The sequence below is a fragment of the Salinicola halophyticus genome (assembly GCF_003206695.1).
Classification (GTDB): Bacteria; Pseudomonadota; Gammaproteobacteria; order Pseudomonadales; family Halomonadaceae; genus Salinicola; species Salinicola halophyticus.
Genome location: NZ_PZJN01000006.1, coordinates 755,959 through 771,911, shown reverse-complemented (window position 1 = coordinate 771,911; position 15,953 = coordinate 755,959). Strand labels below are relative to the sequence as shown.

The window sequence follows — 15,953 nt, the reverse complement described above, 5'->3', positions numbered from 1 at the left end:
CCCGGCCCGGAGAGACTGCCATGGAAAATGCCGCCCTAGCGCTGACCGGCATCGGCCTGCTGGCGCTGATCTGTCAGTGGGTCGCCTGGCAACTGCGTGTCCCGGCTATTTTACCGCTGCTGATAGCCGGCATCGTCGTGGGTCCGGTGACCGGCGTGCTCGAACCCGACGCGGTGCTCGGCGAGCTGCTGTTTCCGCTGGTGTCGCTGGCGGTGGCGGTGATCCTGTTCGAGGGGGCGTTGACGCTCGACTTTCGTGAGCTGCGCGGCCATGGCCGGACCGTCAGTCGGCTGGTGACCTGGGGCGCGCTGATCACCGCGCTGATCGCGATCGCCGCCGCTCATCTCATATTGGGATTGTCGTGGGAAATGGCCAGCGTGCTGGGCGCCCTGCTGGTGGTTACCGGGCCGACCGTGGTACTGCCGATGCTGCAGACGCTTCGCGCTCGCGAACACGTCAGCCAGATTCTGCGCTGGGAAGGCATTCTGATCGATCCGATCGGCGCCATCGGTGCCGTACTGGTCTATGAATTCGTCTCGCTGGGACTCTCCAACGGCGCCGCCGCCCATACCCTGATCAGTTTTGCCCAGACGGCGGTGATCGGTTTCGGGCTAGGTACCGCAGGCGGCTACCTGTGGGGCAGCGTGCTGCGTCATTACTGGCTGCCGCAGCGTCTTCACAGCTTCGGCACCCTGATGATCATGCTGACGCTGTTCACCCTCTCCAATCAGCTGTTCCATGAATCCGGTCTGCTGACAGTGACCGTCATGGGCGTCTGGATGGCCAACATGCGTGGCGTGCCGACGCAGCCGATCCTGGAATTCAAGGAGACGCTGTCGATCCTGCTGATCTCGGGACTGTTCATTCTGCTGGCGGCACGCCTGAGTCTCGAGCAGCTGGGACTGCTGTCGTGGGAAGCCTGGGTGTTTCTGGCCATTCTGGTATGGGTGGCGCGTCCGCTGGCGGTGTGGTTGTGCACCTGGGGTAGCTCGCTCAACTGGCGGGAAAAGGCGTTACTGGCGTGGCTTTCCCCGCGCGGTATCGTCGCGGCGGCGGTGGCGTCGCTGTTCGCGATTCGACTCGAAGCTTTGGAAGTGCCCGGGGCCGAGCTGCTGGTACCGATCACGTTTCTGGTGATCATCAGTACCGTCGTCGTCCAGAGCCTGTTTTCCCGGCCGCTGGCCCGGCTCCTGAAGGTCAATGCGCCGAGGGCGTCGGGCTTTCTGGTCATCGGCGCCAACCCGGTCGCCAGAGCACTGGGCAGCGCTCTGCAGGAAGCCGGCTTCGCGGTGCGCCTGTGCGACCACAACTGGGATGCGATTCAGGAAGCGCGAATGGCCAATCTGCCCATCTACTACGGCAATCCGTTGTCGGAGCACGCCTCCCAGCATCTAGGCCTGGCCGGTCTCGGCCACCTGCTGCCGCTATCGCCCTATCGAGAGCTCAACAACCTCGCCGCGCTGCACTTCGAGCATATCCTGGGTCATGGCAAGGTGTTTCGCCTGGCCGTCGAATCATCGCGCAGCGCGCGGCGCCACCATCAGCAGGCACTGGCCCACCTGCCACTGCTGTTCGACGGCAATACCACCTTCACCCGGCTATCCAGCCTGATCTCTCAGGGCGCCGTCGTTCGTCACGCCAAGATCAGCGATAGCTTCAACATCGACGACTATCGGCGCATCCATCGCGATCGGCTGTTGACGCTGTTCACGCTCTCGACCAGCGGTCGCATCCGTATCGCCACCGCCGACAAGCCGCTGACGCCCAAAGCCGGCGACACCCTGATCAGCCTGATCTTTCCCGACTCGCCGGAGTTCTGACCCGCCTTTTCCCGACTGGACTTCCCGGCTGGCATCGCATCTCCACGAAGCCATGCCATCAATGCGTCGAGAGGGACCGCCTAGCCAACGACAGACGCCGCTCCCGAGCCTATGTTCGAGAAGCGGCGTCGACAGGATCGATGATCGTTCCGGGGCCGTGGGTCAAGCGCGAATCGACGCTAGAAGAACATTCGGCGTAGCGCGCTGCCGGGCTCTTCCTCGCGCATGAACGCCTCGCCCACCAGGAAGGCGTTGACGTCGTATTCGCGCATGCGGGCGACATCGTCGCGGGTGTTGATACCGGATTCGGTCACGACCGTCACCCCTTGGGGGATGCGCTTGAGCAGCTCGAAGGTCGTGTCGAGCGAGGTTTCGAAGGTGCGCAGATCGCGATTGTTAATGCCGACCAGCGGCAGATCCAGCATCAGCGCCCGCTCGAGCTCGAAGATATCGTGTACTTCGACCAGCACATCCATGCCCAGCGCCGTCGCCTGCTGATGGAGATCCTTGAGCTGGGCGTCGTCGAGCGCCGCCACGATCAACAGGATGCAGTCGGCACCGATCCCTCTCGCTTCGGCGATCTGATAGCCATCGATGATGAAATCCTTGCGGATGACCGGCAGATCACACGCTTCCCGCACGGCGATCAGATAGTCTTCGTGGCCCTGAAAATAGTCGGCATCGGTCAATACCGACAGACAGCTGGCGCCCGCTGCCGCGTAGTCGATCGCGATTTCCGCCGGGCGAAAATCCTCGCGGATAACGCCTCTGGACGGCGAGGCCTTCTTGATCTCGGCGATCACGGCGGGATCTCCGCCGTCGATGCAGGCGTTAAGCGCCGAGACGAATCCCCGCGGTGCGCTCTGCGTTTTCGCCCGCTCGAGCCATTCCTGCTCACTGACCGCCTGGCGACGCTCGGCGATCTCCTCACGCTTACGCGTCAGAATCTTGGCCAGAATGGTCGGCAGTTCATTATCGGCGGCGTCGGTCATCTTGGATTCCTGTTGAGCTGGTTCGGCTACAACGCTCGTTCGGCGAAGGCACTTAGGCTAAAAGACATTTAGGCTAAAAGGCACTCATGCTAAAAGGCACTGGGGCTATAAAGACGCGCTGACATCAGTCGGCAAAGACGCGAGTGAAATCGGAGAGCTCCTTGAGTTTCTCCAGCGGCAGCTTGGAGGCCTGCGCGTCCTGCGCCATCAGCACGCCTTCCTTGAGCGAGTCGGCGATGCCGGCGGCAAATAGCGCCGCGCCGGCGTTGAGTGCCACGATATCCCCCGCCGTACCCTTGCCGACCAGCGCCTCCTTGACCAGTTTGAGACTGTCTTCGGCGGTCACCACCTTGAGCGCTTCGAGCGATTGCCGTTCGATCCCCAGGGATTCGGGCGTGATGGTGTACTCGCGGATCTCGCCATCACGCAGCTCGGCGACCCGCGTCGGTGCCGCTACCGAGATTTCATCCAGTCCATCCTCGGCATGGACGACCAGGACGTGTTCGCTGCCCAGCTTGCGCAGCGACTCCGCCACCAGCGGCACCAGATGCGGCGCGTAGACGCCCAACAACTGATTGGGGGCACCGGCCGGATTGGTCAACGGCCCGAGAATGTTGAATACCGTGCGCACGCCCATCTCGCGTCGCGGACCGATGGCATGACGCATCGCCTGATGATGCCGTGGCGCGAACATGAAACCCACGCCGACCTGCTCGATACAACGCGCAATGGTCGCCGCATCCAGATCGAGATAGATGCCCGCCACGTCGAACAGATCCGCACTGCCAGCGGAAGACGATACGCCCCGGTTACCGTGCTTGGCGACGTGGCCGCCAGCCGCCGCGACGACGAAGCTCGAGGCCGTGGAGACGTTGAACAGGTTGGCGCCGTCGCCGCCAGTACCGACGATATCGACGATGTTGTCGCAGTCGATCGAGACCGGCTGCATCAGTTCACGCATCACCTGTGCCGCCGCCGTGATCTCGTCGGCGGTTTCCCCCTTCATCGCCAGTCCGATCAGGAAGCCGCCGATCTGCGCTTCTGTCGCTTCCCCGGTCATGATGGCGTGCATCACGGCATGGGTATCTTCGTAACTGAGGTTATGACCGCGCATGACCGCGCCGATCGCGTCCCGCATTTGCATGTTGTGTCCTCGCCCTTCCCGGCCGACCGTTTCGGATCAGGCGCGCCGTTTCAAGAAATTGGCCAGCAGTTCGTGCCCCTGGCGAGACAGAATCGATTCGGGGTGAAACTGCACCCCTTCGATATCCAGCGTCTTGTGCTTCAACCCCATGATCAGCCCCGGGGTCGGATCGTCGTCGTCCACCCATGCCGTGACTTCGAGGCAGTCAGGCAGGCTTTCGGCATCGACTACCAGTGAATGGTAGCGCGTCACTTCCAGCGGATCTTCGAGCCCCTCGAAGACCCCCTGCTCCCGGTGGCGAATTCGTGAGGTCTTGCCATGCATCACCTGCGGCGCCCGAATCACGTCGCCACCATATACCTGACCGATCGCCTGATGACCCAGGCATACGCCCAATATCGGAATCTTGCCGGCAAAGTGGCGAATCGCCGCCATCGAGATACCCGCCTCGTTGGGCGTACACGGCCCGGGCGAGACCACCAGATGAGTCGGTTCGTAGCGCTCGAGGTCAGCGAGGTCCACTTCATCGTTGCGCACGGTAATCACTTTCGCCCCCAACTCCCCCAGATACTGGACGATGTTGAAGGTAAAGCTGTCGTAGTTATCGATCATGAGGACAGACATGGAAACAAACTCCTGGTATGTCGAATCAATCGGCTTGAGTTCCCGATTTCCTGCTCGGAATCATCACCCGAGCCGATCGTTTCAGCGATGCCACCTCATGGAACGAAACGAGCACACAAAAAAATGCCGCCCCATGGGGCGGCATTGTTATCGAACGTCAATCCACAGACGCCGGCGAGCCACCCTTGCGTTAAAGGCGCCACCACCACTGGTTCGGTCTGTGCGATTGGTTCGTTTTCATGTCCGGTATAGTGCCGTGTGCCGACTCGCCCTGTCAATCGGTGGCGTGGCCTTGTCGACACCTCGTTCGTCCGCGTTCCCGGTCTCTCTCACGCAGCACCTTCACTCGTGTCACGCCTCGTCACTCGACTTCTGCTTCTTCCGCCGACAGGTCCTCGACGATGCCCCCTTCGAGTCTCGTCATCAGCTCGCCGATATCAGGAAAGATCGGCTCGATCGCGATCTGCCCGGCCTTCAAGGGACCCAGTCGCACGCTCAGGAATTGCCAGAAAACGAGGCCATAGCTGCCGACGTATTGACCGACTCGAGATTGCCGGGGAACGCCTTCGCCACGCGCGAGTCGCCGCGCCAGGTGAGGAAGGATCTGATCCTGGAGCTGCTCGAAGGCCTCCATGTCGCTTGGCGCCTCCGTCGTCAGCCCCGGCAGAGCGGGTACCAACGCCTCCCAGCATCGCGGAGACGAAAATTTAGGTCTGATGACCACATCGAAAACGAACTCTTGCATAGGGCTCCCCGCCGATATCCCTGACCACATCGCGGCTTATCATTGTGACTGCTCGACACGAATCGCTGTCGCGTTCGCGGCGTGAAACATTGTGGGAGACGTTCGGCGAGGCAAACGGGCGAAGAAGCCCGCATAATTCGCCTAATTCGAATGGCCAGAACCTAGGTCAGAACTTAAATCAGAACTCAAGCCAGAACTTAGGCCGTAAACACGAAAAAGCCGCTCGACGCGTTGGCGGCGAGCGGCTTTTTCGAAAGCGATTCTGGTGGAGCCTAGCGGGATCGAACCGCTGACCTCAACACTGCCAGTGTTGCGCTCTCCCAGCTGAGCTAAGGCCCCTGATAACGACTGTCCCTCAGGACGCGACGCACTATAAAAGGCCTCGAACTCGAGGTCAACCCCCGAGTGAATTCCCCGCCGCGACCTGCGCCCGGCACGCCGAATATCGCCGCCCGACACGATTTTGTCGGCCGCAAATTCCCGGCTCGAATAGGGAGCATATGATCGGGTAATCTGGCACACTCGATCAACAAGGGATAAGCAAAATCGGACATCGCAGAATACCGATCCAGCGTTCCTCACTATCATCGAGGCCTCAGCTAGACGGATCCTGGCGTTAACACCTTGGACCTCAGCGCGTGGCTGGCCCATGCAGAAAAAGCAGATTTCAATGTTGCCATTGGTGGGCGCCCGATATGGTCGTCCACGGCGAGTTTGCGCGGATAACGCCAGAATTCAGGAGTCATCTTGATCAAGGTACTGGTAGCCGACGACCATCATCTGGTGCGTACAAGTATTGCTCGCGTACTGGCCTGCGAGCCTGACATCGAGATCGTTGCCGAAGCCGACAGCGGAGAAAGTGCGCTGCAAGGCTGTCGGGAGCATCTGCCGGATATCGCGATGATCGATATTCGAATGCCGGGCATCGGCGGTCTGGAAACGATTCTGAAACTGCTCAAGACGCAACCCGCGATCCGGATCGTCGTCCTCACCGGCCAGGTCGAAGAAGGCACGGCCCAGCGGCTGATCGATTCCGGCGTCAGCGGGTTCATCAGCAAGGGCACCGAACTGGACCTGATGATCGACGCTGTGCGCCGAGTTGCCGCCGGCGAGCGCTTCATCAGTCCCGACATTGCGCAGCGATTGGTGCTCGCTCGCAGCGCAGGAGTTCAGAGCCCCTTCGATCAGCTCTCGCACCGCGAGTTGCAGATCGCGACCATGATCATCCACTGCCAGAAAGTGAATCGGATCTCGGAGCAGCTCTGTCTCAGCCCCAAGACGGTCAACACCTACCGCTACCGTATCTTCGACAAGCTACAGGTGCAGTCGGACGTGGAACTGACCCATCTCGGCCTGCGCTACGGCATGCTGGAAGGCTTCGAACCAATATCGTGACTGCCCGGAAATCATGGATTTTGCGCCTTTCGACAGCGGTAAACCTCGGCGTGTACCGCCAGGATTTTGATATACTTCGGCGATGAATGAATCCTCGATCGATACCCTGCCACGCTTTGATGCCAAGCACTTCCTGAAGTCGGTTTCGGAGTCGCCGGGCGTGTACCGCATGCTCGACGAGCATGCCAACGTGCTTTACGTCGGCAAGGCCAAACGACTGAAGCCGCGGCTGGCCAGTTATTTTCGTGGCGCCCTGAATGCCAAGACCCAGGCGCTGGTCGCACGAATCGAAGACATCCAGGTCACGATCACCCGCAGCGAGACCGAAGCACTGCTTCTCGAACAGACCTTGATCAAGGAGCTGCGCCCGCCCTACAACATCTTGTTGCGCGACGACAAGTCGTATCCCTACGTCTTCGTCAGCGACCGGCACCCCTACCCCGCGCTGGAGTTCAAACGGGTTCGGCAGAAGCGGCGTGACGGGCGCTATCTCGGGCCCTATCCGAGCTCAACCGCGGTTCGCGAGAGTCTGTCGCTGATGCAGAAGATCTTTCGTATCCGCAACTGCGAAGATAGCGTCTTTGCTCATCGCCACCGCCCTTGTCTGCAGTACCAGATCAAGCGCTGCAGCGCGCCCTGCGTCGACTACATCAGCGAAGCCGACTACCGTCAGGATGTCGAGCACGCCATGATGTGCCTCGAAGGACGCAGCGAGCAGGTCACGCAGCAGCTGACCGCCAGCATGGAGCGCGCCAGCGACTCGCTGAATTTCGAGGAGGCCGCACGCCTGCGGGACCAGGTTCAGCAGCTGCGCCGGCTGCAGGAGAAGCAGTACGTCGACAACGCCGATGGTGATGCCGACATCTTCGCGCTGGCCGAGCAGCCGGGCGGACTGTGCATCAGCGTCCTGGCCATTCGCCAGGGGCGCATGCTCGGCGCCAGGCACCATCAGCCCGACAATGGCCTGGATCTCGCCGCGGACGAACTGCTCAGCGAATTCGTCAGTCAGTACTACCTGGGGCAATCCAAGGAGATTCCGCTCGAGATCATCGCCTCGCATCCGTTGACGGATAGCGAACTGCTGCAGGCTGCGTTAAGCGAGCACGCCGGCCGCCGAATCCGCGTTGCTGCCCAGGTACGCGGCCACCGCGCGCAGTGGCGGAAACTGGCCATCACCAACGCCGAGCAGCACTTGGCGACCCAGCTCGCCAATCGCAGTCAACTGGGTCGGCGTTTCGAATCGCTCCGCGAGGCACTGGACGTGCCGGCGACTCCTGCTCGCCTCGAGTGTTTCGACATCAGCCACAGCCATGGCGAGGCGACTGTTGCCTCCTGCGTGGTCTTCGATCACAACGGCCCCGCCAAATCCGACTATCGGCGCTTCAACATCGAAGGCGTCGCCGCCGGTGACGACTACGCGGCAATGCGGCAGGCATTGACCCGACGCTTCAAGCGTCTGCAGAAAGGCGAAGGCAAACTGCCGGACATCCTGATCGTCGACGGCGGCAAGGGCCAGTTGAACATGGCCCGGGAAGTGCTTGTCGAACTGGAGGTCACCGGGGTCGCACTGATCGGCGTCGCCAAGGGCACCACTCGCAAGGCCGGCCTGGAAACCTTGTTCATCGAGACGGTGGACCGCACACTCGATCTCGATACCAGCTCTCCGGCGCTGCACCTGCTTCAGCATATTCGCGACGAAGCGCACCGTTTCGCGATCACCGGTCACCGTCAACGCCGCGACAAGCAGCGCCGTACCTCGACGCTGCAGGATATTCCCGGTGTCGGGCCGAAACGTCGCCGCGAGCTGTTACGCTTTTTCGGAGGGCTGCAGGGCGTACGCAAGGCAACTAGGGACGATCTTTCACGCGTTCCCGGGATCAATGAACAGATGGCAGCTACGATTCACCAGGCGCTTCATGGATGACCACACTCATCAGGCGTAAAATGCCCGACTTTCACCTCCCAGTAAGGATGCTAGAGGCACGATGAACATTCCCAACATGCTCACCCTGGCTAGAATCGTGTTCATCCCGCTGATGGTGGTGCTGTTCTATATCCCCTACAGCTGGAGCATGCTCGTGACGGCGGCGCTGTTCGGCCTTGCCGCGATCACCGACTGGCTGGACGGCTATCTGGCCAGGCGCTGGGATCAAAGCACACCGTTCGGCGCCTTCCTCGATCCCGTCGCAGACAAGGTCATGGTGGCGGTCGCGCTGGCGCTGCTGATCGAGCGCTACCAGGTCTGGTGGCTGACGCTGCCGGCCCTGGTCATCATCGGTCGGGAGATCGTGATCTCGGCCCTTCGCGAATGGATGGCGGAAATCGGTCAGCGCAAGCGCGTCGCGGTATCCTGGATCGGCAAGTCGAAAACGACGCTGCAGATGATCTCCCTGCTGCTGCTACTGGGCTTTCCCCCGTCCACCCTCATCGCCCATCTCGGCATCGTGCTGCTCTACGCGGCGGCATGTCTGACGCTGTGGTCAATGGCTCAGTATCTCAAGGCCGCATGGCCGGAACTGACTCGCTCGCTCTGACCGAAAAACGACATAAGCGTTTGACACTTACGCACTTATCCTTATAATGCGACGGCGTGTTCAGCGGGAATAGCTCAGTGGTAGAGCATCGCCTTGCCAAGGCGAGGGTCGGGAGTTCGAATCTCCTTTCCCGCTCCAAACATGTTGTGATGGAAACGGTCGGCGAGGGTCGGAAGCTGGAACGCCAGCCCGGTCAAATCTCCTTTCCCGCTCCAAACGCATATTTCGATCCGAGATATCTAAGTCATCTGTACTGAAAAGATCAGTTCAAACGACAGATTCTCGTAACTCGAAATCAGGCTGGATGGCAGAGTGGTTATGCAGCGGACTGCAACTCCGTGTACGCCGGTTCGATTCCGACTCCAGCCTCCACTTCTCAAGTAGATCGAATCCGAGCGATTCGGTTACTTTCCTGGTTACCGGCACTTCGTTTTTCAGAAAGCGACCGGACAAGATTGACCGGATGTCGTCGGCCCGGATGGCGAAATTGGTAGACGCAAGGGACTTAAAATCCCTCGGTGGCAACACCGTGCCGGTTCGAGCCCGGCTCCGGGCACCATCTTCAGGCTAGACCTTCCCTCGCTGCAAATGATCGACGGTTCCGGTGTTCATCATCATTATACTATCACTATCGGCTCCTGGTAGATCACGGCCCGTGTGATAGATGATTCGCCCCCTGCGATAGATACGCCCTCCCCAGAAGCGTGATTCCCATTCTGAAAATGCCCGCTTCATGCCAAGCTTGAAGGCGGAGCACCGTTCTCGAGAGCCATCAATCGAATGTAGAGTGTGGAAAACTGGCGCTGAGATTCGCAGGGAAAAAGCGACTCGATGACACCTGGCGTTGCCACCCCGAGCATCGAGTCGAAGTCGTCGCAGGGAAGCGACAAAAAGCGTCGGACGACTCGATTCGATGTCATCGAAGGTTGGCCCGATCATCGGCGGCGAACGTGCGAGCCCGGCCTTTGATGAAAGCTTTATCGGCCGACGCCTGGAGGACTTGAATGCGCCCGAGGCCATGCGGCACCCTGCGAAGGGACTTCCAAGGTGTCATACTTTTGCGCTGCCATTTCGACGCGTCTGTCATGACCATCCCAGTTCGGCGATCCGATTATCACGGGGCATTAAACCGAGGTGTCGTGTCAGCCTTATCTGGAAAAAAACGTTTCCTTTAATCGAACAAACGCCTTCCCGAGATAGCCACTCTTTTCAAATCTGTCATTATTGTCAACCCAGCCTTCAAATATCTGCTTCTCTTTGATCCAGTTGTGAGTATAAGCGGGTTGCCTGTGATCAAAATAGTGCGCTTTTCCGGATAACTGATCAGACAGCGAAAAACCAAAGCACTGACTTCTTTCGACATGATTCGTAACATCTTTCACAAACTTCAAGAAGGAAAGGCCTAGACTAGGCTCAGCTTTAAGCTCTTTTTGAAGCGGGAAATGATGACCGCTAGGAAGACAGCATAACCTGACACCTTTTTCATAAAGCGCCTTCAAATGTTCCCATCGTCGAAAATGATATAAAAAATCATACTGATTGAGAACAACGAAACGGGCGTCGCTGGAACGATCAGCCAGCTCTTCCGTATCTCCCGCCCCTCTTACATGGACATCAAACTTGCGGCCATAGTCAGAAGAGTAATGCTCCCGAACGGAGAAATAATTGAATCTGACAACCAATGAATAAGAATCGATCACTTTCCCTTTACCACTACCCAACTCGCATGGTGAATTACCGACCACAGCCACAGTTTCTTCTTTAATCTGTTGGGCAAGCTGACTTGAATTATGCAGTATTTCAAGATGCATATTGTGATAAAAGATGACATCAGCACTTTCAGACAAATTGTTTTCAAACAAAAATTAAGCAAGAGGGAGCAACCTGTTGAACTCATGCTTAAGCCAAGCATGCTCGTTAACTTCTACAGCAACGATATCCGTTTTATTTAAATACAAACTCAACACCACAGACTCTCTCGTCAACTCCTTGCTTTTGATGCTCTGCCTTAACTGAAATATATAATTCAATAACTGTTCATCAGGACCTTCATACCGCCACTTCAATCTGACCATCTCTTTTGCTGCTTTACCCACGATGCTCAACTGCCTTTTCCTGACGGTTGAGAAGGCTTCATAAGTGGCGTCCACCAATACCCTGCATCTGACCAGCAAAAAAAACCAGATCAGCACTTCATCATCGCTGGGCTCACCACACGACTTTGACAAAAAGACTTCTTGAGCGGCGGAAACATCTTTATCGAAAAGCACATAATTTACGGCCCAAAAGACTCGCACCACCAAGCTATTGTCGTTATCAGATAGCTTGATCGCATCTTCATTCTTCAACTCCGTGGCGCAGTTAATAAAATTGAAGGCGGAACCTGCCGAGGGATTGTCTAGAAAGCCATTCACCTCCTCCTGCAGTTTGGGAAAAGCAGATTCGACACCCCCCTCTTCTCTTTCAACCATAAACCCTCTCTCAAAACGACCTGAACAGCTAGACGTCACGCTTTGATGCCTAGAATTTTTATTTCCTTGATTAACGCTTTCATCGACACTATTCAACGACACTATTTCATCGACACGTTAACCGATTTACTCATCGCCAGGTAGGCGTCCCCAGCGATTCAGTGCCCTGCTGATGCCCAAGATCCGGAAGTTGCCCAAGCGCTTAAGGAGTGACGAATCACCACGCCCGTGACGGAATTGACTGGGATAACGCTTGCCAGCATTTCCGTGAGTGGCCTCTGCCATTCTGGCAAGCTCCGTACCGCGGCGTTCCAGCATCCTCCCCCCATTCTTCGAGTGCAGGCCTGCACAAACATGTACGGGATTTTGTCTCGCCGCCATGACGGTAAAGGCGATGCCAACACGCGCCGAATATGAGAAGCTTGCGTCTATCCCTTTGCGCTTGGCGATACAGGCCAAGGTCATTGCATGCTGACGCGTCACGAGGTGTCAGGATGTGATCGTTTCTTGCGCAATGCCAAACGAATCACTGCAACTATTACCTGATATGGCCGCTATCGAAAATGCCCCCACTGCCGTGAAGGCTACTGCCACACGGCATCCGCTCGACCGCACCTTCTCCGTCGCGCCGATGATGGAATGGACGACCAGAGACTACCGGGCGCTGGCTCGCTGTCTGACGCGGCGTGCTCTGCTGTACACCGAAATGGTCACCACCGGTGCGATTCTGCACGGTTCGCCGCGGGAGCGCTTCCTGGGCTACAACGCCGATGAACATCCGCTGGCGCTACAGCTGGGCGGTAGCGACCCGGGGGAACTGGCCGATTGCGCGGTCATCGCCGAAGAATGGGGCTACGACGAGGTCAATCTCAACGTGGGTTGCCCCAGCGATCGGGTGCAGAACAACATGATTGGCGCCTGTCTGATGGCCTACCCCGGCAAGGTGGCCGAGGCGGTGGCCGCGATGCGTCGCGCCGTCTCGATCCCGGTCACGGTGAAGTGCCGTATCGGTATCGACGACCAGGACGAGGATGCCGATCTCGAGCGCTTCATCGAGCAGGTGGCGGCGGCCGGTTGCGGCACCTTCATCGTGCATGCGCGCAAGGCGTGGTTACAGGGATTGTCTCCCAAGCAGAATCGCGACGTGCCCCCGCTCAACTACGAACGCGTCTATCGCCTCAAGGCCAATCATCCGGCGCTGCATATCGGCATTAACGGCGGCGTGAAGACGCTGGAAGCTTGCCAGACGCATCTGGCGGCGGGCGTCGATAGCGTAATGGTCGGCCGCGAAGCCTATCAGAACCCCTGGCTGCTGGCCGGAGTCGACAGCATGCTCTACGGCGAGAACGCGCCGGCTTTCAGTCGCCATGATGTCGCTCGCGCCTTTCGTCCCTATGTGATCGAGCGGCTCGACGAGGGCGCCAAGCTCAACCACGTGACCCGGCATCTGCTGGGGCTGTTTCAGGGTTGCAAAGGAGGCCGCCGGTTCCGCCGTCATCTGTCGGAACATGCTCATCGAGACGGCGCCGGCATCAGGATCTACGATGACGCCGTCGGTCTGGTGGACGAGCAGAAACTGATGGAAGCCTCATCTGAAGCGATCTAGAAGCCTGTGGTCTCGTAGCGGGACTGAAAGCTTTCCACTGCGTTCTCGACGTCGTCGATCTCCTCATAGCGAGCGACGTGAAACAGCGCCTCGCCCTCATTGACCAGCGGCAGATTGCTCATGCCGATGACGATGCCGTCGGCACTCGCGACCACCGGGGCCTCGGCATTGCCGAACGGATCGGCGACCACCCCCAGCGTCTGCTGCTTGGCAACCCGCGCCCCCAGCCTGACCCGTGGCCGCAGGATGCCATCGATCGGCGCCCGCGCCCAGCTCGAGCCGTTGGCGATCTCCGCCGCTGGCGGCGTCCGTCGGCGGCTGTCCGCCGGCAGCATGCCGATCAGACGCATGACACGCCGGATCCCTCTGACCCCGGGCGCAATTGCCCACTCGTCAAAACGCAGCGCCTCGCCGGCCTCGTAGGTCAGCACCGGCACGCCGCGGTTCTGGGCATACTCACGCAGGCTCCCTTCGCGCAGCTCGGCATTCAGAATCACCGGCACGCCGAATGCCTCGGCCATGGCCTGGGTCTCTAGATTCTGGCGCAGCTGGGAGCGAATCTGCGGCAGGTTGGTACGATGAATCGCCCCGGTGTGGAGATCGATGATGTGCGTGGCCCGATCGACCATCTCTTCACGCAACAGCGCGGCGATCCGCGAGCCCAGCGACCCGCCCTCGCTGCCCGGAAAGCAGCGGTTGAGATCACGCCGGTCAGGCAGGTAGCGGGACTGCTGCACGAAGCCGAAGACATTGACGACCGGCACGGCGATGAGCGTTCCCCGAAGCCGCGAAAGATTGGGCAACCTCAGCAGTCGACGGACGATCTCGACGCCATTGAGTTCGTCGCCATGAATGGCGCCACAGACCAGCAGTACCGGGCCCGGCTGACGCCCGTGCACCACCTCGACCGGAATATGCATTGGCGCGTGCGTATAGAGTTTGGCGACCGGCACATCGACCTGGCGACGAGTGCCCGGCTCGATTCGCTCGCCAACGAGGGTAAAAGCTTCCTGCGCCATGAGTAGCCTTGATAATGAATGGATCGGTAAAGAAGATCCTGAGATCGTAAAGCCATCAGGCCATCATGGCGAGCCGTCTTGCTCCACGGCTTCCAGTTCGAAGATCAGGGTCACGTGATCGCCGACCATGCCGTTGTCGACGCCGTAATCCATGCCCCAGTCGCTGCGGTCGAGCGCTCCGCGGACCGATAGACCCAGGGTGGGACGTCCATGCCCGAAAGGGTAGACCTCATCCTGATTCAGCGTGACGTCAAGGGTTACCGGCTCGGTGCGTCCCAACATGGTGAGTTCCCCGTTCAGCGTCCCGGTGGTCGGTGAAGAGGGCTCGAAATCGGTGGCCACGAAATGCAGTCGGGGGTAATCGTCGGCATTCAGAAAATCGTCGTCCCGGAGGTGGCGGTCACGAGCATCGAGATTGGTGAAAACGCTGTTGGCCTGCATCGTGACCTGGGCTGAACTCAGCTCCTGCGTCTCGCGGTCGTAGACGAAACTGCCCTCGCCTTCCAGAAACTGGCCCAGCAGGTTCTCGTATCCCAGATGATTCACCATGAACGCGATGGTGAAGTGCTCGGGATCGATCTCGAAACGCCGCGGCTCAGCCTGCGCGGTCGAGATCGACGAACACAGCACGAACGTCATGGAAGCGGTGAGCAGAGGCAATCGCATCAGGCCCATGGTGAACTCCTTGTCTCGAGTGCGAATGACGGAAAAAGCGTCACGTTCGACGGGAATCAAAGCCCGCTGGCGTCAACGACTCGGCGCTGCCACAGCCAGACGATATCCCGGCCGAAGGAGAGGGCCAGCAGCAGTGCCGCCAGCGACGTGAAGCCGGTTACCCAGGTCGGCTCGACGAAAGGCAGCAAGCAGGCCATCAACGTTGCCACCTGCCACACGCAGACCGTCTTGCGGAAGACGCTATCGGGTAACGCGCGGTGAAGCCAGGGCGCGTACATCCCCGCCATCACGAAAGCGTAGCGCGCCAGCCCGATGATCAGAATCCAGGCGCCGGCCTTGTCCAGCGCGATCAGTGCGGTACACAGCACGACGATGAAAAACGCGTCCAGCTCCATGTCGAAGCGCGCACCGAAGGCGCTCGCCGAACCGGTACGGCGCGCTACCCAGCCGTCGATACCGTCGAGGGATAGCGCCAGCAGCGCCAGCGCGGCAATGCCCTCGGCATGACGCTGGATGAAGTCCGGATAGACGACCACGCCCGCGATAATGGCGATCAGAACGGCCCGGATCAGCGTGATCCGATTGGCCCAGCCCAGTCCGTGACGAGACGCCGGCCAGGCCCACAGCACGGCCGTGGCGATCGCCACATAGATCCCGCCTGCCGTGAATCGCAACCCCGAGGGGGCGGAAAATGCCCACTGTACCCACTCGGTCAGCAAGGCAACCAGAGCCAGGCCCGCCGCCAGCTCGATCCATCCTCGAACGGATTGAAGCCGCCGTCGAGGCGCCACCGCTATACGCGCCGACGAATGTCGCATCGCTGGATCCCTCCACTTCGCAAGAACATTGCCTGATTCCCGTTCGGCATACCGTCCACGTACTTTCCGAATAGTCGCCGTTGACATGGATACGCGACTCGTACAACTCT

The 15,953-nt window shown here is 59.4% G+C and carries 14 protein-coding genes and 4 tRNA genes; 8 read left to right on the top strand and 10 right to left on the bottom strand.

What is annotated here, in order from left to right:
• Window positions 1-20 precede the first annotated feature (20 nt).
• Entirely contained in the window at window positions 21-1,820 is a 1,800-nt protein-coding gene (locus tag DOM58_RS11255) for a cation:proton antiporter (RefSeq protein WP_110692893.1), read from the top strand.
• 179 nt (window positions 1,821-1,999) lie between these two features.
• On the opposite strand, the gene trpC is transcribed toward DOM58_RS11255, so the two are convergent.
• The 5 genes from trpC to DOM58_RS11230 form a co-directional block, all read right to left on the bottom strand.
• Window positions 2,000-2,812, bottom strand: a complete 813-nt coding sequence (gene trpC / locus DOM58_RS11250) for an indole-3-glycerol phosphate synthase TrpC (RefSeq protein WP_110692892.1) — start codon at window positions 2,810-2,812, stop codon at window positions 2,000-2,002.
• A 124-nt stretch (window positions 2,813-2,936) separates the two neighbouring features.
• Window positions 2,937-3,956 (bottom strand): anthranilate phosphoribosyltransferase, encoded by a 1,020-nt coding sequence (trpD, locus tag DOM58_RS11245; protein WP_075562922.1) that lies wholly within the window; start codon window positions 3,954-3,956, stop codon window positions 2,937-2,939.
• A gap of 36 nt (window positions 3,957-3,992) precedes the next feature.
• Complete coding sequence (locus DOM58_RS11240) at window positions 3,993-4,580, bottom strand: anthranilate synthase component II (protein WP_110692891.1); 588 nt, start codon at window positions 4,578-4,580, stop codon at window positions 3,993-3,995.
• 361 nt (window positions 4,581-4,941) lie between these two features.
• The gene (locus DOM58_RS11235) at window positions 4,942-5,214 is read right to left on the bottom strand and encodes a hypothetical protein (RefSeq protein ID WP_110692890.1); all 273 of its coding nucleotides are present in this window, start codon (window positions 5,212-5,214) and stop codon (window positions 4,942-4,944) included.
• A 374-nt stretch (window positions 5,215-5,588) separates the two neighbouring features.
• Window positions 5,589-5,664: transfer RNA gene (locus DOM58_RS11230), tRNA-Ala, on the bottom strand.
• Between the two features lie 408 nt (window positions 5,665-6,072).
• Between DOM58_RS11230 and DOM58_RS11225 the strand changes: the two genes are divergently transcribed.
• The 6 genes from DOM58_RS11225 (at window position 6,073) to DOM58_RS11200 (ending at window position 9,813) form a co-directional block, all read left to right on the top strand.
• On the top strand, window positions 6,073-6,720 hold the full coding sequence (locus DOM58_RS11225) for a response regulator (protein WP_110692889.1): 648 nt from the start codon (window positions 6,073-6,075) through the stop codon (window positions 6,718-6,720).
• An 82-nt stretch (window positions 6,721-6,802) separates the two neighbouring features.
• Window positions 6,803-8,644: an excinuclease ABC subunit UvrC gene (gene uvrC / locus DOM58_RS11220; protein WP_110692888.1), complete on the top strand. Its 1,842-nt coding sequence runs from the start codon at window positions 6,803-6,805 to the stop codon at window positions 8,642-8,644.
• A 61-nt stretch (window positions 8,645-8,705) separates the two neighbouring features.
• Entirely contained in the window at window positions 8,706-9,254 is a 549-nt protein-coding gene (pgsA, locus tag DOM58_RS11215; protein WP_110692887.1) for a CDP-diacylglycerol--glycerol-3-phosphate 3-phosphatidyltransferase, read from the top strand.
• 63 nt (window positions 9,255-9,317) lie between these two features.
• A tRNA-Gly gene (locus DOM58_RS11210) sits at window positions 9,318-9,392 on the top strand.
• A 160-nt stretch (window positions 9,393-9,552) separates the two neighbouring features.
• Window positions 9,553-9,626, top strand: a tRNA-Cys gene (locus DOM58_RS11205).
• Between the two features lie 100 nt (window positions 9,627-9,726).
• Window positions 9,727-9,813, top strand: a tRNA-Leu gene (locus tag DOM58_RS11200).
• Window positions 9,814-10,402: 589 nt separating this feature from the next.
• On the opposite strand, the gene DOM58_RS11195 is transcribed toward DOM58_RS11200, so the two are convergent.
• Both DOM58_RS11195 and DOM58_RS11190 read right to left on the bottom strand, forming a co-directional pair.
• Window positions 10,403-11,101, bottom strand: coding sequence for a glycosyltransferase family 29 protein (locus DOM58_RS11195; protein ID WP_157957532.1), 699 nt, complete (start codon window positions 11,099-11,101; stop codon window positions 10,403-10,405).
• Window positions 11,102-11,119: 18 nt separating this feature from the next.
• Window positions 11,120-11,821 (bottom strand): hypothetical protein, encoded by a 702-nt coding sequence (locus DOM58_RS11190; protein ID WP_157957531.1) that lies wholly within the window; start codon window positions 11,819-11,821, stop codon window positions 11,120-11,122.
• Between the two features lie 451 nt (window positions 11,822-12,272).
• Between DOM58_RS11190 and dusA the strand changes: the two genes are divergently transcribed.
• The gene (gene dusA, locus DOM58_RS11185) at window positions 12,273-13,331 is read left to right on the top strand and encodes a tRNA dihydrouridine(20/20a) synthase DusA (RefSeq protein WP_110692884.1); all 1,059 of its coding nucleotides are present in this window, start codon (window positions 12,273-12,275) and stop codon (window positions 13,329-13,331) included.
• Here dusA and DOM58_RS11180 read toward each other — a convergent pair.
• The 3 genes from DOM58_RS11180 to DOM58_RS11170 form a co-directional block, all read right to left on the bottom strand.
• Entirely contained in the window at window positions 13,328-14,350 is a 1,023-nt protein-coding gene (locus DOM58_RS11180) for a succinylglutamate desuccinylase/aspartoacylase family protein (RefSeq protein WP_075562913.1), read from the bottom strand. The two genes, dusA and DOM58_RS11180, sit on opposite strands and share 4 nt — an antisense overlap.
• A 63-nt stretch (window positions 14,351-14,413) precedes the next feature.
• On the bottom strand, window positions 14,414-15,025 hold the full coding sequence (locus tag DOM58_RS11175) for a YceI family protein (RefSeq protein ID WP_110692883.1): 612 nt from the start codon (window positions 15,023-15,025) through the stop codon (window positions 14,414-14,416).
• A 56-nt stretch (window positions 15,026-15,081) separates the two neighbouring features.
• Complete coding sequence (locus tag DOM58_RS11170; protein ID WP_110692882.1) at window positions 15,082-15,843, bottom strand: CDP-alcohol phosphatidyltransferase family protein; 762 nt, start codon at window positions 15,841-15,843, stop codon at window positions 15,082-15,084.
• Between the last annotated feature and the right edge of the window lie 110 nt (window positions 15,844-15,953).

What these genes read in the sequence shown, in the direction of transcription:
- dusA (WP_110692884.1), top strand. Translation starts at nt 12,273, where the DNA reads ATGGCCGCTATCGAAAATGCCCCCACTGCCGTGAAGGCTACTGCCACA.
- DOM58_RS11170 (WP_110692882.1), bottom strand. Translation starts at nt 15,843, where the DNA reads ATGCGACATTCGTCGGCGCGTATAGCGGTGGCGCCTCGACGGCGGCTT.
- DOM58_RS11240 (WP_110692891.1), bottom strand. Translation starts at nt 4,580, where the DNA reads ATGTCTGTCCTCATGATCGATAACTACGACAGCTTTACCTTCAACATC.
- DOM58_RS11175 (WP_110692883.1), bottom strand. Translation starts at nt 15,025, where the DNA reads ATGGGCCTGATGCGATTGCCTCTGCTCACCGCTTCCATGACGTTCGTG.
- trpC (WP_110692892.1), bottom strand. Translation starts at nt 2,812, where the DNA reads ATGACCGACGCCGCCGATAATGAACTGCCGACCATTCTGGCCAAGATT.
- DOM58_RS11255 (WP_110692893.1), top strand. Translation starts at nt 21, where the DNA reads ATGGAAAATGCCGCCCTAGCGCTGACCGGCATCGGCCTGCTGGCGCTG.
- pgsA (WP_110692887.1), top strand. Translation starts at nt 8,706, where the DNA reads ATGAACATTCCCAACATGCTCACCCTGGCTAGAATCGTGTTCATCCCG.
- DOM58_RS11235 (WP_110692890.1), bottom strand. Translation starts at nt 5,214, where the DNA reads ATGGAGGCCTTCGAGCAGCTCCAGGATCAGATCCTTCCTCACCTGGCG.
- uvrC (WP_110692888.1), top strand. Translation starts at nt 6,803, where the DNA reads ATGAATGAATCCTCGATCGATACCCTGCCACGCTTTGATGCCAAGCAC.
- trpD (WP_075562922.1), bottom strand. Translation starts at nt 3,956, where the DNA reads ATGCAAATGCGGGACGCGATCGGCGCGGTCATGCGCGGTCATAACCTC.
- DOM58_RS11180 (WP_075562913.1), bottom strand. Translation starts at nt 14,350, where the DNA reads ATGGCGCAGGAAGCTTTTACCCTCGTTGGCGAGCGAATCGAGCCGGGC.